The organism is Brevibacillus sp. NPDC058079 (genome assembly GCF_042885155.1).
Lineage (GTDB): Bacteria > Bacillota > Bacilli > Brevibacillales > Brevibacillaceae > Brevibacillus.
Window position 1 is genome coordinate 735344 of sequence record NZ_JBHVSO010000001.1, and the last position, 22746, is coordinate 758089.

The following is a 22746-nucleotide window of genomic DNA, read 5'->3' on the forward strand; positions in this document are numbered from 1 at the left end:
TTCGAGGGGTGAGTGGCTTGAATAAACCTTGGCTCGCATTTTATCCTCCAGAAGTTTCGCACGAAGTAGAGATTCCATCCATAACCATTTATGATGTGCTAGAACGAACGGCTCGTCTACATTCTTCCAATATCGCAATCTCTGACGGCGAGAGAGAAATCACTTATTCACAACTAAAGGAAGCGTGTGAACGGATTGCTTCTGCCCTTTATCGACGCGGTTATCGAAAGGGTGATCGCATCGGGATCATGGTTCCAAACAGCATGGAATATGGGCTATCCTTTTTTGCTATTCAGCGTTTAGGGGGAGTGGTTGTTCAGATCAACCCGAATTTTCAGCCTGCCGAGTTGGAACATCTGCTCAAAGATTCAGAAGCGACAGGGGTCATAGCCTTTCGAGAACAGAAAGAGAAGCTGAAGAAAACCGGATTAGCTGATCAAGTGACATTCATCGCAGCAGATCGGGAAATTTTTGAGGAAGATAATCTGCATCATTGGATTCTTCATGAGAGTCTCGACTTGCCGGAAAAGGATGTACAACCTGAAGAGCTTGCTGTCCTAACGTATACAGGAGGAACCACCGGCAGATCAAAAGGCGTCATGATCACACACACAAATATGATAGCGAATCTCTATCAATCATACGAAACAAATAAGTCCGTTTTAAGTAAAGCTGGACACTGCCAGCTAGGAATTAGTCCACTCTACCACGGTATGGGGCTGTTCAGCTTCATTCAATTTGTCAAAATGGGGGCGAAGTACGTCCCTGTCGCAAAGTTTGAGATGGATCGTATTCTGGAATTGATCCGCAAGCATCGGCCTACTTATTTTACGGGTTCTCCTACGATGTATATTGCTATCTTAAATCACCCGGACTTACAGAAAGACGACCTCTCGTGCTTTCAAATGTGTATAGGCGGTTCAGCTCCTCTGCCTATTGAAGTGATGAAAAATTTTGAACAAAAAACAGGTGTTCCGATTATCGAGGGTTATGGCCTTTCGGAAGCGACATGTGCAGTGATGCGCAATCCACTGATTGGTCAACGAAAAGTAGGGAGTATCGGTCTGCCGATTCCAAATACAGATGTAAAAATTGTAGACACAGCTACCGGAACAAAAGAGATGCCGATAGGAGAATCAGGGGAACTGATTGTAAAAGGCCCACAAGTCATGAAAGGATACTGGAAGAATCAACAAGAGACAGAGCGTACGATACGCGACGGTTGGCTGTATACAGGTGATATCGGGACCATGGACAGTGAGGGCTATTTTTATATTGTAGGGCGCAAAAAAGATATGATCATCACGGGTGGCTTTAATGTATACCCGGTAGAAGTAGAAGAGGTCATTTACCAGCATCCGGCAGTGTTGGAGGCTTGCGTCTACGGTGTTCCTGATCCATATCGTGGCGAGACGATCAAGGCCGTCATTGTTCTCGTTAGACAAGCAAACGTGACGGAAGAAGATATTCAGAGCTGGTGCAGAGAACGCCTGACCAGATATAAGGTTCCTCGCTTGATCGAATTTAGGGAAGCGCTTCCAAAAACGCATGTAGGTAAAATCCTGCGTAGCAAATTGGTAGAAGAAGAACGGAACAAACAAAATATCTGATCAATAGAAATGAGAGGTGCCTGCACATGAGAGCTGCCGTTTTAGAAGCGTTTAACGAGCCTTTGGTCGTACGAGAAATCGCAGATCCGACACTGACTTCGGATGGGGTCATCACCAGATTAGAAGCAACAGGCGTATGCCGGAGTGACTGGCATGGGTGGACAGGACATATGAGTATGATTCAATCTTTTCCGCATATTTTAGGGCACGAGATGAGTGGAGTGGTGGAAGAGGTCGGAAAAAACATACGCAATTTCAAAAAGGGTGACCGAGTGATTGTCCCGTTTAATATCGGCGATGGGGTATGTCCGCATTGCGTCGCAGGTCACCACAATGTATGCGATAACCTCAAATTGGTAGGCTTCGACTTGAATGGCGGGTTTGCGCAGTATATTCATATCGGAGAGGCAGACCAAAACCTCATGCATTTACCTGAAAACATTGATTTTGTTGAAGCAAGTGCAATGGGATGTCGCTTCATGACTGCCTACCATGGAGTCATCACGCAAGGAAATGTGCGTCCTGGTGAATGGGTAGCCGTATATGGGGCTGGTGGTGTAGGGCTATCTGCTGTTCAAATTGCTGCTGCTGCAGGAGCGAATGTCATTGCGGTGGACATCGCGGATGATAAACTGGCCTTTGCGAAAGAGCTGGGGGCAGTGGCTGCCGTAAATAGCAAGCAAGTGAACGCTCCAGAGGCTGTGCGGGAAATAACAAAGGGTGGTGCGAACGTCTCTATTGAAGCGCTCGGTATCCAGGAAACGTTTTTGAATGCTCTCCTGAGTCTCACGAAGCGAGGAAGACATGTCCAGATTGGCATGAGTTCGAATCCGAATGGAGGTCTTACTTCCGTCCCCATTAACTTTTTACTCCGGCAAGAAGCGCAGATTATTGGATCGATCGGCATGCCTTTGCCTGAATTTTCAACGATGCTGCGCTTAGTAGAAAGCGGGCGCCTTTCACCCGGGAGATTGGTAACAAAAACCATCTCCTTGGAAGAAATCAATACGGCTTTGGAAGAAATGAATACGTATGCCGGTGTAGGAGTTACGGTGATTAACAAGTTCTAGGACGAACCGTCACGCTTTACGGGCCATCGCTCTTGCCGTAGTGATGGTCTTGCTGCTTTTACCAAATGCATACAAATAGGAGCCCATGGACAAAATATCCAATGAAAATTCAAAAAATAAACATCTGGAGGTATATAAATGGCAGATTTGAAAGTCAATCAGTCATTACCTGCCACGACTTTTACGAAAAAGGCACAGGAGGCCGTTTATGCCTCTCTCCCATTTGAAGACAAGCAAGATTTCGAGGATGCAAATAGAGGTTTCCTCGCCCCCATAGAAGCAAAAGTCATAAAAAATGAGGCTGGAAAAGTTGTTTGGGACATCGAAAAGCTCGGATTCCTTGATCAGCCTGCACCCGATACAGTCAATCCTAGCTTGTGGAGAAATTCGCAGTTACATGCAATTACAGGGTTGTTCAAGGTAGTAGAGGGCGTTTATCAAATACGTGGACAATCCATCGTCACGACTTTTTTCATCGAAGGAAAAGAGGGAGTTATTGTTGTTGATACATTAGCTGGTGTAGAATCCATGCAAGCCGCGATGGAGTTATATTATCAGCATCGACCTAAAAGACCGGTTACCGCGATTATTATCAGCCAGAGTCACGGTGACCATTTTGCAGGTACCGAAGCAGCACTTCAGTATGCGAAAAATCCCGAAATCCCCATTATCGCACCACAACATTTTACAAAAGAAGCGTTGAGCGAAAATGTACTGCTTGGTACGATCATGGCCCGTCGCGCAGGGTATCAATTCGGGAAAAATCTACCGGTTAACGCTACAGGAACGGTTTCTGTAGGGATTGGCCCCGTGACGAATTCGGGTAAGTTCAGCTTTGCGCTGCCTACGGTTGAGATCGTAAGCGAGACGCAGACTATGGAAATTGACGGAATGACCTTCGAATTTTTACTAACCCCCAATACAGAAGCACCTGCCGAAATGCACTTCTACATCCGCGATTACAAAGCGTTGTTTGTCTCGGAAAATGCCAACAAATCTATGCATCAAATCTACACCGTAAGAGGAGCAAAAACGCGAGATGCTTTGCTATGGGCAAACGCCCTGGATAAGACGATTGACTTGTTTGAGGCAGAAGAAGTGGATGCCCTGTTGATGATCCATGCTTGGCCAGTATGGGGCAAAGAAAACGCCATTGCCCATTTGAAAATGCAACGTGATCTGTATAAATATATGCACGATCAAACGGTGCGTTTAGCCAATCATGGATATACGATGGATGAAATAGCAGAAACAATCAAGCTTCCGGACACACTGGATAAATACTGGGGAAATCGAGGGTACTATGGAACGTTAAAGCATAACGTTAAAGGAATCTACAACTTTTATCTCGGCTATTACAGTGCGCATCCTTCTGATTTGGATCCGCTGCCACAGGTGGAAGCCGCCGAGAAATATGTTCAGTACATGGGTGGCGCAAGTAACATTTTGCAGCAGGCAAAGGCTGATTTTGAAAAAGGAGAGTATCGTTGGGTTGCGCAAGTAGTAAAGCATGTGGTCATGGCTGATCCCACTCATACAGAAGCGAAAAATTTGCTGGCCAATGCATTTGAACAATTGGGGTACCAAGCGGAATCCGCGAACTGGCGAAATATGTATTTGGTCGGAGCTACTGAACTGCGTAATGGGGTAAATAAGGACAACTCTCCAACTGATGTATCAGGGATCATTACCTACATGCCCATTTCGGATTTCTTAACACTGCTAGCTGTGAAACTCAACGGTCCGAAAGCAGAAGGCAAAAAGTTCACGATGAATGTAACGATCACAGATTCAGACCAATCCTTTGCTATGTACCTGGAAAATTCGGTTCTCGTGAACAAAGTAAATAAGCATGACGCTCATCCAAACGTTTCGTTTGTAACGGATCGAATGACTTTCTTTGCATTGATGCTTGGTCGTCTATCACTTGAGCAAGCCATGGCAACGGGAAAAATAGAAGTAATCGGTGACACGACGCCAATTAACGCGTTTCTAGCATTATTGGACGAATTTGATCCATTTCCCGCTATTGTGACACCTGAATAAAGGCTCAGCGAGTTGACCCTTGAGAAATCAAGGGTTTCTATTTTTTCTTCCAGTGTTGATGTGTATAGATTTCATACAACTGTTCTAGATGTATACGATTTGCTTACGCATAAAATTTACATCGCATGCATTTCATTCAAATAAGAACGGAAGGTTCCTTGGCACGGCATTTGCATTTCAGATAAATCAACACAGATGGATTCACAGTGCAACTGCAAAGCGAGGTGAGAGTATGTCCATTACGGAACCCCCAAAAAGGATACCACCGGGATTTGAGCGGCATCTTGGCATTCAAATTACGAATAGGGAAGAAGGACATGTGGTAGTTGAACTGCCAATTACATCTGAATTGTTGAACGCCGGTAATTTGTTGCACGGAGGTGTCATAGCGAGCTTACTCGACCACGTGATGGGTTTGACTATCCGAACTCAGACGGAGTACAGCCTGGTAACGGTTAATTTAAACATTCATTATTTGGCCTCTGCCAAAGAGGGTGATCTCGTTGTTGGAACAGCAAAAATTCGCCATATAGGCAAAAGCCTTGCCACAGGTGAAGGAGAGGTACGAGACCGTGCAGGCAAACTTCTGGCGATAGCGAGTGCTACCTTTAAGCTTTTATCAACCAATTTGAATGAGGTGAAACAATGAGCTTGTTGCGTGGCTATAAAGTTCTCGATTTCTCAACTTTACTGCCGGGGCCTTTTGCAACGACGATGCTAGCAGATCTGGGAGCAGAAGTGCTTCGCGTGGAATCGTTCACCCGACCGGACAGTATCAGGCAAGGTAAACAAGTAGATGGGGGGGTAACGGCAGCCCATGGCTACTTGAATCGCTCGAAATCATCCATCGCGCTTGACCTCAAAAAACAAGAAGCCGTAGATATCGTAAAAGAGCTCGTGAAAGAATACGACATTGTCCTTGAACAGTTCCGTCCGGGGGTCATGGAACGACTCGGCCTTGGATTTGAGGCACTGCGAGCGATTAATCCGCGACTGATCTACTGTTCCATCACCGGATATGGTCAAACTGGCCCGTATCGTAATCGACCTGGGCATGACAACAACTACTTGTCTATTGCAGGAATCAATGATTACTCCCGGCGAAAAGGATCGCCTCCGTCTCCGCATGGTTTTCATATCGCAGATATTGCGGGTGGTTCACTCCACTCCGTGATTGGAATGCTGGCTGCTTTGTTGCATCGCGAGCGGACGGGCGAAGGTCAATACATTGACATCAGCATGACGGATGCTGCATTCGTATTAAATACCATCCATGGCGCTGGTTATCTTGCGTGCGGGGTAGAGCCTCAGGCGGAGGCCATGCGGTTAAACGGCGGTATTTTTTACGACTACTATGAAACAAAAGATGGACGGTATTTTTCAGTAGGCAGCCTTGAACCTCAATTCCGTAAGCTGTTGTGCGAGGCAATTGGGGGATCGGATCTGTTGCCATTGTCTTTCAGTGAATCACCAGATGATGTCCAAACTTTTAAAGATTACGTTCGTAACGCGTTTCGAGCGAAAACCTTCGCGGAATGGACAGCCATTTTTCAGGAGATAGAAGCGTGTGTTGAACCAGTGCTCACATTTGCTGAAGCGTGCGAGCATCCGCAATTGAAGGCGCGCGAGATGATTGTGGATGTTCGGAAGCCGGACGGAACCACACAGCGACAATTCGGTTTTCCGATCAAATTTTCCGCAGCTCAACCAGAATATAAGCATATCGGAAGCAAACTCGGTGAGCATTCGATTCTCGTACTGAAATCGCTGGGTTATACCGACGAGCAAATTGCAGCACTTAAGGGAAAAGAGGTTTTTGCGCAATAGAAGTGTATGAATTTTATACAGTCGTATCAGGTTTGTGTATTTAACGCATACACAATGAGCGAAGAGACTTTGACAGACTCGATCATAGGCGAACAAACGTATTGGCACGACATTTGCTACACCTACTAGTTGTGTAAAGGTCTGTGATCGTCCAAAGGAGGAAGAAGCATGAGTCGAAAAACAAAAGTCATCGGTGTAAATATGGTACCGTTTACAAAGCCTGGCTCGCATGAACCGTATGAAGTGATGGCATCGAAAGCAGTCAAAGGCGCATTGGAAGATGCGGGCATTCACTATTCGGACATCCAACAAGCGTATGCGAGCTATGTATATGGAGACAGTACTTGTGGTCAACGAGCCTTGTATATGGTCGGGATGACAGGGATTCCGATCATTAACGTCAACAATAACTGCTCTTCCGGTTCTACTGCACTATTTTTGGCGAGGCAAGCAGTCGAATCGGGTATGGTAGATTGCGCACTGGCAGTTGGTTTTGAAGAAATGAAACCAGGCGCATTAGCAAGTGTCTGGACAGATCGGACTCCTCCGTTAGGCTGGACACAAAATCGCTTGAAAGAGCTGTGGGCAGACGTGCCGGATTCTGCTTCGAATGCGATCAAGATTTTTGGTTCAGCAGGAAAGGAATACCTTGAAAAGTATGGAGCGAACCCAGACATTTTTGCCAAAGTATCTGTGAAAACGAGAAGTCACGCGATTCAAAACCCGTATTCTCTTTTTCATAAGCCGCTGAGCGTGGAAGAGGTATTGAACGCCCCGGCCTTAATGCCTCATTTGACACGTCTGATGGCTTGCCCCCCAACCTGCGGAGCAGCGGCAGCGATTGTATGCAGTGAAGCCTTCGCGATCAAGCACGGGATTACGAATGCCGTAGAAATTGTTGGTCAGGCGCTCACAACAGATACCGATGTTACACATGAATCTATCCTCAATCTAGTTGGTGCTGATATGACTCGACGTGCAGCGGAACAAGTCTATGAAATGGCCGGGATCGGTCCGGATGAGGTAAACGTGGTAGAGCTACACGATTGCTTCACTCCCAATGAGGTCATCACTTACGAAGGCTTGGGCTTGTGTGAAGAAGGCGGGGCCGAGAAGTTCATCCTCGATGGCAATAACACATACGGCGGAACCTACGTTGTCAATCCATCTGGCGGTTTAATGTCAAAAGGTCATCCGTTGGGAGCAACCGGTCTCGCACAATGCACAGAGCTAGTTTGGCAGTTGCGAGGTCAGGCAGACAAACGTCAGGTAGAAGGGGCGCGTGTCGCTCTCCAACATAACTTGGGCCTTGGCGGAGCATGTGTGGTTACGATGTATCGTATCTGCTAATCCATACAAATCGGAGGGATTATTCATGTCTCAAACCATTCCAGCATCGAAACCAGCGACGTTCGATTTATTCAAAAGAAATCGACCTTTTCTCACGCAAGAGCATGAAATGTTTCGCACCTCTCTTCGCAAGTTTTTGGAAAAGGAAGCCGTACCGAACATTGAGAAATGGGAGGAAGAGCAATTCACTCCACGCGAGTTTTATCAAAAAATGGGCGAACAAGGATTCCTCTGCCCGCAAGTTGCTCCTGAGTACGGCGGACTTGGGCTCGATTTTGGCTTTAACATGGTTCTGGCAGAAGAATTGAGTCGGGTTGGAGTAGGCGGCTTGGCAAGTATGAGCAGTTCGATCATCGTTCCCTATTTGGAACGCTACGGTACCGAGGAGCAGAAGAAAAACTACTTGCCCAAATGCGTATCTGGTGAGATTACGACAGCGATCGGCATGACGGAACCAGGCATCGGCTCCGACTTGGCGGGAATGCGGACAACGGCCGTGCGAGACGGAGACCACTATATCATCAACGGACAAAAAACGTTTATCTCCAATGGATTCAATGCAGGACTATTCTTCATTTGCGTCAAGACAGACCCAACAGCCACTCCTGCTCACAAAGGGATCAGCATCATCTTAGTGGAGGAGGGTACACCTGGTTTTTCTCGCGGTCGCAAATTGAAGAAATTGGGTCAGCATTCAACTGATACAGCAGAGCTGATCTTTGAGGATGCACGTGTGCCTGTGGCCAATCTGCTCGGGGAGGAAGGCAAGGGCTTCTACTACCTGATGGATAAGCTGCAACAAGAGCGGATTATGATTGCAATTGGAGCGTTGGTTGTGGCTGAAGAGATGATCAAGACGACCATGACATATGTTAAAGAGAGACACGCCTTCGGTAAGCCAATCAGTTCCTTTCAAAATACGCAATTCGAGATGGCGGAGATGGCTACGGAAGTTTCCATGGCGCAGACCTTTATCGACGATCTGACAAACCGGCATATGAAGGGCGAAAATGTAACGACGCAAGTCTCTATGGCAAAGTGGTCGATCACCGAAATGGCGCGGCGTATGTCTGTCCGCTGCCTACAGCTTCATGGCGGATACGGCTTCATGGAAGAGTACGCCATTGCCCGGCGTTACCGTGATGTCGCTGTCATGCCGATCTACGGTGGTACGACAGAAATTATGAAAAACATCATCGCGAAAAATCTCGGGTTGTAGGCAAAACACTGTTAGACTTAACCACCTGAAAATCGCTTTAGGAGGAGAAGTTAGCATGAAGGAAGCTGAGAATCGACCCTGGCATGCGTTTTATCCAGACGGAGTTTCCCCGCTCGTGGAAATCCCGTCCATCTCCTTGTATGAATTTTTCAAGCGGACGGCAAGTCAGTATCCCGATGAAAAAGCAGTAATAGACGGAGAAAAAACGTTTACCTACTCCCAATTGAAAGAGGTCGTGGATCGGCTGGCAGCAGCCCTCCAGTACCGGGGTTTTCAAAAGGGAGATCGACTAGCCATCATGCTACCCAACAGCGTCGAGTATGTGATTTCCTTATTCGCTACACTCCGATTGGGCGGAATCGTGGTACAGGTAAATCCGATGTATACGACTCACGAACTGAAGCACATCCTGGAAGATTCCGGTTCGATTTGGTTCGTGAGCGAGGGCGTGCAAGGAGCCAAACTGGAGCAAACCGGAATGGCTGAATCGATCACCTTCCTTCAAGTTGACACTCTGTCCGATGAGAGCGGAACCTTCTACCAATGGATTTCGGAAAACCACGCAGACGCTACAAATGTGGAGATTACGCCAAGTGAAGATGTAGCGCTCCTGCAATATACAGGTGGAACGACTGGCCGCTCCAAGGGTGTCATGCTCACTCACTCCAATCTGATCAGCAATGTTTTTCAAAACTTTCCTGTTATTTCAAAGCAATTGCAAATTCCCGGCGAAAGATTGTTAGGTATTGCACCTTTGTTTCATATATTTGGCATCGTGACCTTAAACAGAATCATGATGTTAGCGGGCACGTATATCATCGTACGTCGTTTCAAAGTCGATCAAGCATTAGAAGTCATCCGTCAGTACCGCCCGACCATTTTTCCGGGCATGCCTACTCTCTATGTTGCGCTGCTCCAACATCCAGAATTGAACAAAGATGACCTGTCCAGCTTCAAACTGTGCCAATCCGGAACAGCGCCATTGCCGATCGAGGTGGCGCAACAATTCAAGAGAAAGACCGGACTAAACATCATAGAAGGGTATGGATTGTCAGAGGGGCTGGTCACGCATGGCACACCGACTACAGGCGCCATACGAGTAGGGACGATTGGCATTCCGCTCCCAGAGTGTGATGCAAAGATCGTGGATGTAGCAACAGGTAGGCACGAATTGCCCCCAGGCGAAACGGGGGAATTGATAGTCAAAGCGCCAAGCATCATGAAGGGCTATTGGCGAAATCCACAGGAAACAGCGGCTGTATTGAAGGACGGATGGCTCTTCACAGGTGACTTGGCAACGATGGGGGAAGATGGCTTCTTTTCGATTGTGGGACGAAAAAAAGAGATGATCATCGCGAGCGGTTACAACGTATATCCCTCGGAAATTGAAGAAGTGCTTTACCAGCATGAGGCAGTCAGCGAAGCTTGCGTTTTCGGCATACCAGACGAATACCGAGGAGAAACGGTAAAAGCAGTCATCGTACGGAAGTATCCAGGTGTCACAGAAGAGGAGATTCTCGAGTGGTGTAATCATAGGCTGGCTCGTTATAAAGTACCGCGCATCATCCAATTTCGAGATGAGTTGCCAAAATCGGCTGTCGGGAAGATTCTCCGCAGAGTTTTGGTGGACGAAGAAGTCAGAACGGGAGGAGACTCATGAACAAACAAAAAGACGATCGAGTTGGGATCAAGCTAGAACCCTTTACTTATAAAGTGGAGCATTGCAAAGTCAGGGAGCTATTGTGCGCACTCGATAATCATCAGTCTGTTGACGTTGAGGAAGGGGTCATTCCGCCAACTTTTCCTACTGTCATCGAATTTTGGGGTTCTCAAACGTCCATTTCGAAGACTTTGGGTCTGAAAATTGAAAAAGTTCTCCACGGAGGACAGGAATATGAGTACCGAGGCAAAATCAGAATCGGGGATGATATAACTGTTTATGGAGAAGTGGAGGACGTATACACAAAAGCGGCCATGACCTTTGTCGTCATCAAAAAAGAGTTCGTCAATCAACATGGTGAAACCGTCGTCGTTGGACGCTCGACCATCATCGAAAAGCACTAGGGGGTGAATGAGCATGATCGGTAAACCATTCGAACCGCTATATAAAGAAGAAATCACGCATAGCCAACTGGTACGATATGCCGGGGCTTCAGGTGATTTCAATCCTATTCATACGGTAGTGCCCGTTGCCGAAACAGTGGGGCTTGGTGGCGTCATCGCACATGGCATGATGATCATGGGTTTTGTCGGGCAAGCCATCCATACGTGGTTTCAAGCAGACGATCTCCTGAAGTTCTCCGTTCGGTTTCGAGGCATGACGCGACCGGGAGAAAAAATCATCGTAAATGGCTCCGCAGTAGCCGAAAAGGAAGATCGCTGGCTATGTGAAGCAGAAGCCGTCAATGAAGTAGGAGAAGTAAAGGTCAGTGCCCAGTTCGAAGTTAGAAAAGGGTAACAAAGGAGGATATCACTCATGATCAGTTTTCAAGTTTCGGAGGAAATCAAAGAGGTCATCTCTGCGATTTATCGATTCGTTGAAGTAGAAATTGACCCGCTTCGTAAGAAATATCAAAAAGAGCTGGAAAATGAAAGATATTTTTACGACGAAAACGGCTTGTATTCACCGGGGATACAAGAAGCGTTAAAACAAGTTCGCTTAAAATCAGCCGAAGCCGGATTTTACACGATGTTTGGTGATCCTGAGCTGGGTGGAACGGGAGATGAATTTGGACCGATCGCTGTTGCTTTGATTCATGAAGCCATCTTGAAAAAATACGGGCTAGATCCATTAGTCATGGAGATTTTCCCGGCTGGTCTGTTTACAGGCGGACTGACACCTGTGCTGTTGGGGATGCACCCTGATACCAAGGCAGAGCTATTACCCAGTATCGCAAAAGGTGAGGCTACCTTATGCTTTGGTCTGAGTGAACCAGACGCAGGCTCAGATGTATGGGCCATCAAAACGAAAGCGGTGAAGGATGGTGACTACTGGGTTCTGAATGGTACGAAGCAGTGGATTACGAATGCACATTACGCCAAATACGCGATTATTTTCGCTGTGACTGATCCGGATTTGGTGGAAAAAAGAAAGGGCGGAATTACCTGCTTCCTTGTCCCGTTTGATGGCAAAACATGCGTAGCTACCTCATCTATTCCGTATATGGGACACTTAGGCTCGCGCATCGGCATCATCTCCATGGAAAATGCGAGAGTACATGAAAAGTTTATTATCGGGGACTTGCATCAAGGGTTCGGCAAAGCCTTGCACGGCGTTGATCTCGGAAGGATCGTCATGGCAGCGTTATGTGTGGGTGCAGCACAATGGGCGTTGGACAAAGCGATCCAATACGCCAATGAACGAAAGACGTTTGGCGTCACGATCGGGAACCATCAGGCGATCCAAATCATGCTTGCAGATTGCGCAATGGAGATCTATGCAGCTCGAAATATGCTGCTTCACTGCGCGTGGAAAATGGAAAATCAAGAAAAGCTCCCGCTTAAGGAAATCTCGATGATCAAAGCCTATTGCACAGAAATGGTGCAAAACGTTGTGGACAGATGCATGCAAATCCACGGCGGCATGGGCTTAACGAATGAAATGAAGCTGGAAAAAGTATGGAGATGGGCAAGAACCTTGCGAATTCCAGACGGTACGACGGAAATCCAAAAGCGTACGATTGCCAGACGCTTGCTCCAAGGCGATCAAAGCTTTCAGTAGAACGGGAGGAACGAAATGAGATTTCAAGGGAAAGTAGCTATCGTCACTGGCGCAGGAAAAGGAATTGGCAAAGCGATCATCCAAAAATTCGCCCAAGAGGGAGCACTGGTTACTGTAGCTGATATTCATAACCAACTTTGTGAAGAGACTTCTTTCGAAATCAACCGGGCTGGGGGACGTGCCATCACTTCGGTAGTGGATGTAACCAAAGCCGAGGATACCGAAAAGTTAATCGAAAAGACCGTACAGGCGTATGGCAGAGTGGACATACTCATCAACAACGCAGGAATCGTACGGGATATGAAAATCACAGACATGCATGAGGATGATTGGGATCAAGTACTGGATGTATGTCTGAAAGGAGCCTTCCTTTGCGCGAAATATGCTGCGCCATATATGATCGAGCAGCAATACGGGAAGATAGTCAATATTTCATCCCGTGCCTACCTGGGAAATCCAGGCCAAGCAAACTACTCCTCCGCAAAGGCAGGAATCATTGGCTTAACCCGATCACTCGCCAAGGAGCTAGGAAAGCACAACATAAATGTGAATGCGATTGCACCTGGTCTTATTGAAACAGACGCGCTAAAAAGCCATCCCAAATACGAAAAGATCAAGGAATTACAAAAAAGAGACACGCCGATTCCACGAGTTGGCTTACCTGATGATGTAGCGAACGCCGTCCTGTTTTTCTCTTCTGACGAGTCTTCCTATATTTCAGGTGATATTCTGCATGTGTCCGGAGGACGATTCGGTTGAATATGTCAGAACAAATCTTATATTTTGAAGACTTTGAGGTGGGAACATGCTTTACATCCCCCGCTCGAACCATTACGGAAGCCGATGTGGTCAATTTTGCTGGTTTGTCAGGGGACTATAATGCACTCCATGTGGACGCGGAATACGCCAAGAGCACGATTTATGGTGAACGCATTGCTCATGGTCTGTTAGGATTGGCAGTTTCCTCCGGATTGTTTACGAGGACGGAGCTGAATAGAAGGATAGCCCCGTCCCTGCTCGCTTTATTAGGTATTCAATCCTGGCGTTTTCTCGGACCGCTCAAAATAGGAGACACCATCCATTTGGAAGTCGAAATTGTAGAAAAAGAACAAACGAGCAAGCCTGATCGTGGGATTGTGTATTTCAAACGCAAGATGCTCAATCAGCGAGGAGAGGTTGTCCAAGAAGGAACCACGCCGATGTTGATTCGAAGAAAGTAGACCAACTTGATGCAAAGAGGTGAATATAATGTCTCTCGCATTAACCGATGAGCAAACGATGATTCGAGATACGGTGCGCAAATTTTTGGAAAAAGAAATACTTCCTATGGTTGACAGCTATGAGAAATCAGGTAAGGCGGTATCCAAAGAAATCGTCCAAAGACTCGTCCCATTTGGGTATCTCGGGGGGCAACTTCCTGAGGAAGCAGGTGGGCACGGGCTTACTTACACGACGTACTTCACGATGATCGAGGAGCTATCCAGAGTCTGGCCGTCGTTGCGCGCAACAGTGGGACTCTCCAACTCGGTGTTGACGCACATTTACGAATACGGAACAGAAGAACAGCGTAAGAAGTTTTTAGGACCATTACTGAAGGGTGAAAAATTTGGGTTCTTTGCCTTGACTGAGCCGAATGTCGGTTCCGATACATCCAGCATTCAAACCCGGGCAGAGCGACGAGGAGACAAATGGGTCCTGAATGGCTCCAAAATGTTTATCACGAACGGTGTAGAAGGGGAAATCGGCATCGTCATTGTTCAAACGGACAAAACCAAAGGGAATAAAGGGATTGCCGCTTTCATCATTGAAAAAGAAATCTCTCCTTATCAAGCCAAGCCGATTGAAAAAATGGGAACAACGAGCTGCCCGTTTGCTGAGCTCATTTTCGAGGATTGTGAGATTCCGGCAGAAAACCTACTGGGTACCGTCGGAGATGGTTTGAGACAGGGGCTGAAATTCCTCAATGGAGCACGGGCGATGGTTGCCTTTATCTCCACTGGAATTGCTCAAGCATGTGTAGATGCTTCCGTGAAGTATGCCAAGGAACGCGTTCAATTCGGAAAACCGATCGGCAGCTTTCAACTGATTCAAGCCAAAATCAGTGAAATGGTGACACTGACGAGTGCTATGCGTCTGCTCGGCCTCCAAGCGAGTCATTTACTCGATGAAGGAAAACCGTGCAAAGTAGAATGCTCGATGGCCAAATACTTCGCGACAGAAAAGGTATTGAAAGTCGCTGAAGAAGCGATGCAAATTCACGGTGGCTACGGCTATACAAAAGAATTTCCGGTTGAACGCTACTACCGCGATATCCGTTATTTCACGATCGCGGAAGGAACGAATGAGATTCAAAAACTGATCATGGGAAGAGAGATCCTAGGGATATCGGCATTTTCATAAAGGGGAGTTCATTTTACATACCAAAAGGAGGTCTCTATGAAGAATATGCTAGAAAATCAAGTGGCGATCGTTACAGGGTCGGGACGCGGTGTCGGACGAGAAACTGCCTTGATGCTTGCAGAACAGGGAGCTCGCGTTGTCGTTAGCGATAAAGACGAAGCGCCAGCGGCCGAAGTCGTCTCAGAAATCAAGCAAAAAGGCGGAGAAGCGGTCTTGTTTTGCGGGGATGTAACGGAAGCAGATTTCGCGAAAAAGATAACCGAAACAAGCATCTCTGCATTTGGAAGACTAGACATTTTAGTCAACAATGCCGGACTTACCTTAGACAACATGATTCATAACATGACGGATGAACAATTTTATACCATTCTGGATATCCATCTCGTGGCGCCTTTCCGTCTGATCCGCGAAGCGGCCCCCTATATGCGGGATGCAGCCAAAGAAGAGATCGAACAAGGCATTACTCATCACAGAAAAATTATCAACGTTTCGTCCGTTGCAGGAATACGGGGGAATGTGGGACAAGCCAATTATGCATCTGCCAAGGCTGGCGTTATCGGTTTAACAAAAGTCGTTGCCCTTGAGTGGGGAAAATTCAACATCAATGCTAACGCGGTTGCCTTTGGTTTTATTGATACACGCCTGACAAAACCGAAGGAAGAGGCTGAGGTCATTGACGGTGTACAGCTAGGTATTCCGGAGAAAGTCCGAAATATGTTTATCGATAAAATTCCGCAAAAGCGTCCTGGAGATGCGAAGGAAGCTGCCGCCGGCATTTTGTATCTGGCTTCTCCGCTTTCCAATTATGTCAACGGTCAAGTCCTGCAAATCAACGGCGGTTCTTATACGTAAGGAGAAATAGGCTTCCCAAGCAAATAATCGATGCATGAAAAGAGGCTCCGATTATTTGCCCGTCCTACTTGAGGAGGTTCATCGATGTTATCCTTCCTAAACTTTGTAGCATTTCTCGCCATAACAGGGTATGCCACATACTTATTCGTACAAATCGTGTACAGCCGAATCGTCTTTATCAAGCTCGGCAAAAAAGCAATCCTGAAGAAGGATGCTGCGATACGGATCAATGAATTTCTCACGCAAGTATTCGGCCAAACAAAGCTGCTGAAAGACCCGAAAAGCGGTGTCATGCATATCATCATGTTTTACGGCTTCATCATTCTTCAGTTTGGGGCGATTGAACTCATTATCAAAGGGTTCGTCAAGGGCTTTGAATACCCGATAGGAGAGGCTCACAAGTATTTCAGTCTCAGTCAGGAGATAACGACTTTTCTCGTGCTACTCGCCGTTGGTTATGCCTACTATCGTCGCTATATCGAGAAAGTAAAGCGTCTGAAACGAGGGTTTAAATCAGGGCTCGTGATTATCTTTTTAACATCACTGATGCTCTCGATTTTCTTTACCTTGGCCTTTGAGCATCTATGGCTGGGAGATTTAGGTGGGGCTTATGCTCCCATCTCATCGTTGATCGCTAGCTTGTTCGCTGGCATGCATCCTGAAATAGCTGGTGCACTGTTCTATCTGTTTTGGTGGGTTCATCTACTTACGCTACTTGCGTTTATGGTCTATGTCCCGCAATCCAAGCACGCGCATGTACTATTCGCTCCTGTAAATATCATGCTGCGCGATACCAAACCTGTCGGGAAGCTTACATCCATTGATTTTGAGGATGAAAAGCAAGAGACTTATGGCGTCGGAAAGATCGAGGATTTCCGGCAAAATCAGCTGATCGACCTGTACGCTTGCGTGGAATGCGGCAGATGCACCAATATGTGTCCTGCTTCCGGTACAGGCAAAACGTTATCGCCGATGGATCTGATTGTAAAAATGCGTGATCATTTGACGGAAAAAGGCACATCGATTACATCACGTACAGCATGGATGCCATCCTTTGTGTTTGCGCAGGCAAGAGGGAGCTTTCCCATGCACGATGAAGTGGCTGTTACCGTAGAACAAGCGCCCGAGTTGATTGGGGACGTCATTACAGAAGAAGTGCTATGGGCTTGTACGACGTGCAGAAATTGCGAGGACCAATGTCCGGTTGCGAATGAGCATGTGGAAAAAATTATTGATATGCGTCGTTATCTCGTGTTAACGGAAGGTAGTATGCCGCATGAAGCATCTCGCTATTTCCAAAATATCGAACGACAAAGCAATCCGTGGGGAATTAACCGTAAAGAACGGTTGAAGTGGCGAGAGGGGCGGGAAGACATCCATGTGCCTACCGTGAGTGAGATAGAGGAGTTCGAATATTTATTCTTTGTCGGCTCCATGGGATCGTTTGATCTTCGCAGCCAAAAGATCGCACAGGCTTTCGTTAAAATTATGAATACGGCAGGTATTTCCTTTGCTGTTCTGGGCAATGAGGAACGGAATTCCGGGGATACAGCCCGCCGGATGGGGAACGAGTTTTTATTCCAGCAGCTCTGCCAGGAAAACATCGCGAACTTCCAAGTATATGGCGTAAAGAAGATCGTCACGATTTGCCCACATACGTACAACACGTTTAAGCATGAATATCCAGAATTCGGTTTGGAGGCAGAAGTCTATCATCATACAGAATTGATCTGGAAGTGGATACAGGAAGGGCGGATCAAGCCGACGAAGGAAGTCGAAGAATCCATCGCTTATCACGACTCCTGTTACATTGGACGCTATAACGATATTTACGATATCCCGCGGCAAATCCTTACCCACATTCCGGGCGTTCAAGTGCTGGAGATGGCGCGCAACAAAAAAGATGCGATGTGCTGCGGGGCAGGTGGCGGGATGATGTGGATGGAAGAAACACAAGGAAAACGGGTCAATATTGAGCGTACGGAGCAGGCACTCCGTCTGAATCCAACGACAATCGGCAGTAACTGTCCATACTGTCTCACGATGATGAGTGACGGGATAAAGGCAAAAGAAATGGAGCACCTCGTCAAAACTCTGGACATTGCAGAAATCGTAGAGAAAGCGATCTAAAAGATAAAAGAACGTCAAAGAAAAGAGCGAGAGACCGCTCTTTTTTTGTTTGGGGAGGATTTTTCGTGACAATTGGCATCAGATGTATTATGGTAACTTTATTACGAATAGTAAGTTACAGCGCAACTCCATCACTGAATAGATACAGTCGTTTATGGTCAGCTTGACAGTAGTACGAAGAACGCTCATGTATATAAACGAGGAGGAACACGCTTATGAATTTTCATCAAAGTCCCCATACGTTTGTCCGACAAGTCAATCTCAAGGTGCAAAACCTGGATCGCTCCCTGGCTTATTATCAGGAAGTGATCGGATTCAAAATCTTGAACCAATCTGCCACAAAGGCGGAACTGACAACGGACGGCAAAACCGCGTTGCTTTCTATCGAGCAACTCCATGATGCATTACCGAAACAAAATCATACGACAGGTTTGTATCATTTTGCGCTATTGTTGCCAAAACGCTCTGATTTGGCAAACGTAGTGAGACACTTCTCTGCGTTGAATATGCGTATCGGGTCTTCGGATCATCTCGTTAGTGAAGCGCTATACTTATCGGACCCGGATGGAAATGGGATTGAAATTTATGCCGATCGTGATTCTGATCAATGGAGCTGGCATGAGGGCACCGTAGACATGGCAACGGAACCATTGAATTTTACAGATTTGTTGTCCAGTGGGGAAGAAAGCGCGTGGAAGGGTCTGCCTGCTGGTACCATCATGGGACATATTCATCTGCATGTATCGAGGTTGAATGCAGCTGAACATTTTTATACCAAAGGACTTGGCTTTGAGGTAGTGAACCGATATGGAGAACAGGCACTGTTCATTTCCACTGGAAAGTACCATCATCATATCGCGTTGAACACGTGGGCGGGTGTTGGTGCTCCACCGCCACATCCTAAGAGCCCAGGACTTGAATCGTTTGTCATGGTGTTCCCGAATGAGGAAGCGAGACATCGTGTAATCACTCAGTTAAGAGAAATCGGCGCATCTGTTCAGGAGGAGAGCGGTCATTTTGTTACGGAGGATCCTTCTGGCAATCGGATTCAACTGCACATTTGATTGGAAGCCGCAGGAGAGTTTTCCTTTCGAATAACGAAAACGACCTGTGGGTTGCACGAATGGTTTTCCATCGGGCTACCTACAGGTCGTTTCATTATCTCAATTCGTAACAGATTGTATCCGTTATGATTAGTACTTTCTTGTAAGAATTCGAGAATGCTCTCCATCTACAGTGATTTCCCAGCCTCTTGGGATTTCATAAGCAAAGGCTGGCGAAGGATGCTTGACTGCTTCAATGCTGGATTCAGTAGGGATACTGGTGATATTTACGATATGTTTTTCATAGAGACTAACATTTACCACGACCCAGCCATATGGTACAGGCTGGCCGGTACCGACCCATTTATTCTCCAGCTCTTGAGGTTGGTAGCGTTTTTTATTCTCATTTCTGATATCTATATAAGCCTGTCTCTTGCTGTTATAACCTCGACCGATTTCTACCCAACCAGAAGGGATGTTAAAGCTTAAGCTTCTTTCCACTTGCCCATAATTAGCGCCAACAATATATTTTGCTATTTCATATCCACGCTGTGTTCCACGATGTGGCTCTTTTTCAATCGAAATCCATCCATTCGGAAAGAAAGTATCGTATGCCACTACTAACGTATCACCGTACCGCCAGTTTCCTTCAAAGATATATTTTTGTGGACGGACGATAGAGTCTTTTCCTTTTCCTACCGCATCTACTGCTTGAGTCGGGACGAACAGGAATGATGATGCCAAGACGAGAATACCCAGACTTCTTACCACTTTTTTCATAGCTGTACTCCTCCATATGAATGCAATAAGTAAAAAATGAATTTCAATAAGTATGAGAATTCAAAACAAAATTTAAAATTCCTTCTTTTTATGGAAAAATATTCTTGGTCCTAAGTGGTCGAGGGAGTCGTGCCGTCAGAATTATAAAAAGCGAAACCTGTTGAAACTAAAATTTGGATATGATACAATGCTGGTAACTTAATGACGGGAGCTGAAAGGTATAATGGATTCTTTTCTTGCCTAAAAAATAAAACAAAAAAGCGAAATCCTTCGCATGTTTTATTCTTTATACGCAAGAAAGTTACATTATCTTTTCACTCAATCAATATATCCATATCTAACTCTTGTTTGAGTTGGATTTGCTGTATTTATTTGAGCTACAAGAGAGGGTAACTTTCTTGTAGCTTTTCTATTTTTATACAGGAGGACGATTGTATGTCATTAATCAATGTAAATAACTTGACGTTTGCCTATGAAGGCAGTTTCGATAACATTTTTGAAAACGTGAGCTTCCAAATCGATACGGATTGGAAATTGGGCTTTACGGGAAGAAACGGGAGAGGGAAGACGACCTTTCTCAATCTGTTGCTTGGTAAATATGAATACAGTGGAAAGATTAGTGCTCATGTCAGCTTTGAATACTTTCCTTTCCAAGTCGAGAACAAAGAATATCTGACCATTGATATCGTTCAAGACATTGTCCCTGACTATCAGTTATGGGAATTAATGCGCGAGTTCTCCCTCTTAAAGGTTTCTGAGGATGTTCTCTATCGTCCCTTTGAATCTTTGTCTAACGGGGAGCAAACGAAAGTGATGTTAGCCGCCTTATTTCTAAAGGAAAACAGTTTTTTGTTAATTGATGAGCCAACCAATCATCTCGACATGCATGCAAGGGAGCTCGTCAGTGATTATCTTCATTCCAAAAGCGGTTATATTTTGGTGTCTCACGACCGGGCATTTCTAGACAACTGTGTCGATCACATCCTGTCCATCAACAAGACGAACATCGAGGTGCAAAAAGGGAATTTCTCTGATTGGTGGGAAAATAAACAGAGACAGGATAACTATGAACTCGCTGAGAATGAGAAGCTCAAAAAAGACATTAAACGCTTGTCGGACGCAGCCAAACGTACAAGCAACTGGTCGGACGCTGTGGAAAAGACAAAAAACGGGACATTAAATTCTGGTTCCAAAGTAGACAAAGGGTATATTGGACACAAGGCTGCGAAAATGATGCAACGCTCCAAGTCGATTGAGAAACGACAGCATTCCGCGATTGATGACAAATCGAAGCTGTTGAAAAACATTGAAAACCAGGATAGCTTAAAAATTGCACAGCTTGCTTATCATAAAAATCAACTAGCCGAACTGGAGAAGGTCTCGATTTATTACGGAGAGAAGCTCGTTTGCGCAGATGTCAACTTTACGATTGAGCAAGGAGAGCGCATTGCGCTGGCGGGAAAGAACGGTTCTGGAAAATCCAGCATTCTCAAGCTCATTTGCGGAGAGAACATCCAACAAACGGGGACCTTCAGAAAGGGGAGTCAATTGAAAATCTCGTATGTTTCTCAAGACACTTCCCATCTAAAGGGCAATCTCACTGACTTTGCGCGAGACAACGGGATCGAAGAGAGCTTGTTTAAATCAATATTGCGCAAGCTGGATTTTTCCCGGGTGCAATTCGAGAAGGATATCTCCGCTTTTAGTGGCGGGCAGAAGAAGAAAGTACTCATTGCGAAAAGTCTTTGCGAGAAAGCACATCTTCATATTTGGGATGAGCCGCTAAACTTTATTGACGTCATTTCTCGCATGCAAATCGAGGAGCTGCTCCTCGAACATTCGCCAACGATTCTTTTTGTAGAGCATGACAGGGAATTTTGCAATAACATCGCTACAAAGATTGTTGAACTGTAATAGGACGAAAAGTGTCTAAAAGAAAGAAGGTGGGGAGAACCGTTTCGTTTTCCTACCTTCTTTTTTTGTCGGAAGGGAAATTTGAGCAATCGAGAAGAAATACTAAGTAGTGAAATGTGTTAATTTTTAGATAATACTATATGAAAGAATGGCGGAGATCCGATGGGGAAAATAATTGCAAATGTAAGCAGCACATTGAATGGTATCTATACGGGGCCGACAGGAGAAGAAGACAATATGGTTAGCTGGGCGTTGCCTGGAATCATGGACGCCACAGAGGATGGTCTTGCGTTCTTCCAGAAGGTCGACGCAATCTTGATGGGGCGAGTCACCTATGAAGGTTTTGCAAGCTATTGGCCGTTCCAAGAGGGAGAGTGGGCTGATGCTATGAATAAGACACAAAAGTTTGTAGCAACCAATAATAGTGAGCTAACGGAAGTTCATTGGGGGGACTACGCCGCTACGGTTACACTCCTTCATTCTGATGTCATGACGAAAATAAAGGAGCTAAAAAAACAAATCAAGGGTGATATCATTGTTCCTGCAAGCGCGGGTCTTGTTCAAAGTTTGATCAATGCTGGTTTGCTGGATGAACTCCGAATCATTATTCATCCGGTCTTAATGGGCAGCGGCAAATATTATTTTGACAACATCCATACACGTCACGACATGAAGCTGATAGAAACAAAGCTTTACGGAAAAAGTGGTTCCATTCAACTGCGATATGAGATCGGAGAGGCACAAGGAGAATAAAACAAAAAAAGTCCAATTTCTCATTTCACGG

20 protein-coding genes are annotated in these 22746 nt (G+C 46.0%); 19 read left to right on the forward strand and 1 reads right to left on the reverse strand.

Annotated features, from left to right (window positions below; all coding sequences use genetic code 11):
• Positions 1-8 precede the first annotated feature (8 nt).
• From ACFVS2_RS03675 to ACFVS2_RS03755, 17 genes are all read left to right on the forward strand, one after another.
• On the forward strand, positions 9-1610 hold the full coding sequence (locus tag ACFVS2_RS03675) for a long-chain-fatty-acid--CoA ligase (RefSeq protein WP_390231037.1): 1602 nt from the start codon (positions 9-11) through the stop codon (positions 1608-1610).
• A gap of 26 nt (positions 1611-1636) precedes the next feature.
• Complete coding sequence (locus ACFVS2_RS03680) at positions 1637-2680, forward strand: zinc-dependent alcohol dehydrogenase family protein (protein WP_390231040.1); 1044 nt, start codon at positions 1637-1639, stop codon at positions 2678-2680.
• 138 nt (positions 2681-2818) lie between these two features.
• Positions 2819-4726 (forward strand): alkyl/aryl-sulfatase, encoded by a 1908-nt coding sequence (locus ACFVS2_RS03685; RefSeq protein WP_390231043.1) that lies wholly within the window; start codon positions 2819-2821, stop codon positions 4724-4726.
• Between the two features lie 232 nt (positions 4727-4958).
• Positions 4959-5375, forward strand: a complete 417-nt coding sequence (locus ACFVS2_RS03690) for a PaaI family thioesterase (RefSeq protein ID WP_390231046.1) — start codon at positions 4959-4961, stop codon at positions 5373-5375.
• On the forward strand, positions 5372-6553 hold the full coding sequence (locus ACFVS2_RS03695; RefSeq protein WP_390231049.1) for a CaiB/BaiF CoA transferase family protein: 1182 nt from the start codon (positions 5372-5374) through the stop codon (positions 6551-6553). The genes ACFVS2_RS03690 and ACFVS2_RS03695 overlap by 4 nt, the downstream gene beginning before the upstream one ends.
• A gap of 168 nt (positions 6554-6721) precedes the next feature.
• The gene (locus tag ACFVS2_RS03700) at positions 6722-7903 is read left to right on the forward strand and encodes a lipid-transfer protein (protein WP_390231052.1); all 1182 of its coding nucleotides are present in this window, start codon (positions 6722-6724) and stop codon (positions 7901-7903) included.
• A gap of 25 nt (positions 7904-7928) precedes the next feature.
• Entirely contained in the window at positions 7929-9122 is a 1194-nt protein-coding gene (locus ACFVS2_RS03705) for an acyl-CoA dehydrogenase family protein (RefSeq protein ID WP_390231055.1), read from the forward strand.
• A gap of 55 nt (positions 9123-9177) precedes the next feature.
• Complete coding sequence (locus ACFVS2_RS03710) at positions 9178-10782, forward strand: long-chain-fatty-acid--CoA ligase (protein ID WP_390231058.1); 1605 nt, start codon at positions 9178-9180, stop codon at positions 10780-10782.
• Complete coding sequence (locus tag ACFVS2_RS03715) at positions 10779-11186, forward strand: FAS1-like dehydratase domain-containing protein (protein ID WP_390231061.1); 408 nt, start codon at positions 10779-10781, stop codon at positions 11184-11186. Before ACFVS2_RS03710 ends, ACFVS2_RS03715 begins: the two co-directional genes overlap by 4 nt.
• 13 nt (positions 11187-11199) lie before the next feature.
• Positions 11200-11580 carry a MaoC/PaaZ C-terminal domain-containing protein gene (locus tag ACFVS2_RS03720; protein WP_390231064.1) on the forward strand — a complete coding sequence of 127 codons (381 nt, stop codon included), beginning with the start codon at positions 11200-11202 and terminating at the stop codon, positions 11578-11580.
• Positions 11581-11598: 18 nt separating this feature from the next.
• Positions 11599-12843 (forward strand): acyl-CoA dehydrogenase family protein, encoded by a 1245-nt coding sequence (locus tag ACFVS2_RS03725; protein ID WP_173617674.1) that lies wholly within the window; start codon positions 11599-11601, stop codon positions 12841-12843.
• Positions 12844-12858: 15 nt separating this feature from the next.
• A complete protein-coding gene (locus tag ACFVS2_RS03730) occupies positions 12859-13602 on the forward strand; it encodes an SDR family NAD(P)-dependent oxidoreductase (RefSeq protein WP_390231068.1) in 744 nt (247 codons plus the stop codon).
• A 2-nt stretch (positions 13603-13604) separates the two neighbouring features.
• A complete protein-coding gene (locus ACFVS2_RS03735) occupies positions 13605-14063 on the forward strand; it encodes a MaoC family dehydratase (protein ID WP_390232395.1) in 459 nt (152 codons plus the stop codon).
• A 28-nt stretch (positions 14064-14091) separates the two neighbouring features.
• Entirely contained in the window at positions 14092-15243 is a 1152-nt protein-coding gene (locus ACFVS2_RS03740; protein ID WP_390231071.1) for an acyl-CoA dehydrogenase family protein, read from the forward strand.
• Between the two features lie 36 nt (positions 15244-15279).
• Positions 15280-16095 (forward strand): SDR family NAD(P)-dependent oxidoreductase, encoded by an 816-nt coding sequence (locus ACFVS2_RS03745; protein WP_390231074.1) that lies wholly within the window; start codon positions 15280-15282, stop codon positions 16093-16095.
• An 84-nt stretch (positions 16096-16179) separates the two neighbouring features.
• Complete coding sequence (locus tag ACFVS2_RS03750; RefSeq protein ID WP_390231077.1) at positions 16180-18225, forward strand: (Fe-S)-binding protein; 2046 nt, start codon at positions 16180-16182, stop codon at positions 18223-18225.
• Between the two features lie 215 nt (positions 18226-18440).
• Positions 18441-19289, forward strand: a complete 849-nt coding sequence (locus tag ACFVS2_RS03755) for a VOC family protein (protein WP_390231081.1) — start codon at positions 18441-18443, stop codon at positions 19287-19289.
• 129 nt (positions 19290-19418) lie between these two features.
• On the opposite strand, the gene ACFVS2_RS03760 is transcribed toward ACFVS2_RS03755, so the two are convergent.
• Positions 19419-20048 (reverse strand): hypothetical protein, encoded by a 630-nt coding sequence (locus ACFVS2_RS03760; RefSeq protein WP_390231084.1) that lies wholly within the window; start codon positions 20046-20048, stop codon positions 19419-19421.
• Between the two features lie 435 nt (positions 20049-20483).
• On the opposite strand from ACFVS2_RS03760, the gene ACFVS2_RS03765 reads away from it, so the two are divergent.
• Positions 20484-21962: an Lsa family ABC-F type ribosomal protection protein gene (locus tag ACFVS2_RS03765; RefSeq protein WP_390231087.1), complete on the forward strand. Its 1479-nt coding sequence runs from the start codon at positions 20484-20486 to the stop codon at positions 21960-21962.
• A 162-nt stretch (positions 21963-22124) separates the two neighbouring features.
• The gene (locus tag ACFVS2_RS03770; protein ID WP_390231090.1) at positions 22125-22715 is read left to right on the forward strand and encodes a dihydrofolate reductase family protein; all 591 of its coding nucleotides are present in this window, start codon (positions 22125-22127) and stop codon (positions 22713-22715) included.
• The last annotated feature ends 31 nt before the right edge of the window (positions 22716-22746 follow it).

Excerpts from the sequence above, each read along its gene's own strand:
- ACFVS2_RS03705 (WP_390231055.1), top strand. The coding sequence starts at position 7,929 with ATGTCTCAAACCATTCCAGCATCGAAACCAGCGACGTTCGATTTATTC.
- ACFVS2_RS03725 (WP_173617674.1), top strand. The coding sequence starts at position 11,599 with ATGATCAGTTTTCAAGTTTCGGAGGAAATCAAAGAGGTCATCTCTGCG.
- ACFVS2_RS03715 (WP_390231061.1), top strand. The coding sequence starts at position 10,779 with ATGAACAAACAAAAAGACGATCGAGTTGGGATCAAGCTAGAACCCTTT.
- ACFVS2_RS03700 (WP_390231052.1), top strand. The coding sequence starts at position 6,722 with ATGAGTCGAAAAACAAAAGTCATCGGTGTAAATATGGTACCGTTTACA.
- ACFVS2_RS03710 (WP_390231058.1), top strand. The coding sequence starts at position 9,178 with ATGAAGGAAGCTGAGAATCGACCCTGGCATGCGTTTTATCCAGACGGA.
- ACFVS2_RS03730 (WP_390231068.1), top strand. The coding sequence starts at position 12,859 with ATGAGATTTCAAGGGAAAGTAGCTATCGTCACTGGCGCAGGAAAAGGA.
- ACFVS2_RS03690 (WP_390231046.1), top strand. The coding sequence starts at position 4,959 with ATGTCCATTACGGAACCCCCAAAAAGGATACCACCGGGATTTGAGCGG.
- ACFVS2_RS03770 (WP_390231090.1), top strand. The coding sequence starts at position 22,125 with ATGGGGAAAATAATTGCAAATGTAAGCAGCACATTGAATGGTATCTAT.
- ACFVS2_RS03720 (WP_390231064.1), top strand. The coding sequence starts at position 11,200 with ATGATCGGTAAACCATTCGAACCGCTATATAAAGAAGAAATCACGCAT.
- ACFVS2_RS03750 (WP_390231077.1), top strand. The coding sequence starts at position 16,180 with ATGTTATCCTTCCTAAACTTTGTAGCATTTCTCGCCATAACAGGGTAT.
- ACFVS2_RS03765 (WP_390231087.1), top strand. The coding sequence starts at position 20,484 with ATGTCATTAATCAATGTAAATAACTTGACGTTTGCCTATGAAGGCAGT.
- ACFVS2_RS03735 (WP_390232395.1), top strand. The coding sequence starts at position 13,605 with ATGTCAGAACAAATCTTATATTTTGAAGACTTTGAGGTGGGAACATGC.
- ACFVS2_RS03680 (WP_390231040.1), top strand. The coding sequence starts at position 1,637 with ATGAGAGCTGCCGTTTTAGAAGCGTTTAACGAGCCTTTGGTCGTACGA.
- ACFVS2_RS03740 (WP_390231071.1), top strand. The coding sequence starts at position 14,092 with ATGTCTCTCGCATTAACCGATGAGCAAACGATGATTCGAGATACGGTG.
- ACFVS2_RS03695 (WP_390231049.1), top strand. The coding sequence starts at position 5,372 with ATGAGCTTGTTGCGTGGCTATAAAGTTCTCGATTTCTCAACTTTACTG.
- ACFVS2_RS03760 (WP_390231084.1), bottom strand. The coding sequence starts at position 20,048 with ATGAAAAAAGTGGTAAGAAGTCTGGGTATTCTCGTCTTGGCATCATCA.
- ACFVS2_RS03745 (WP_390231074.1), top strand. The coding sequence starts at position 15,280 with ATGAAGAATATGCTAGAAAATCAAGTGGCGATCGTTACAGGGTCGGGA.
- ACFVS2_RS03755 (WP_390231081.1), top strand. The coding sequence starts at position 18,441 with ATGAATTTTCATCAAAGTCCCCATACGTTTGTCCGACAAGTCAATCTC.
- ACFVS2_RS03685 (WP_390231043.1), top strand. The coding sequence starts at position 2,819 with ATGGCAGATTTGAAAGTCAATCAGTCATTACCTGCCACGACTTTTACG.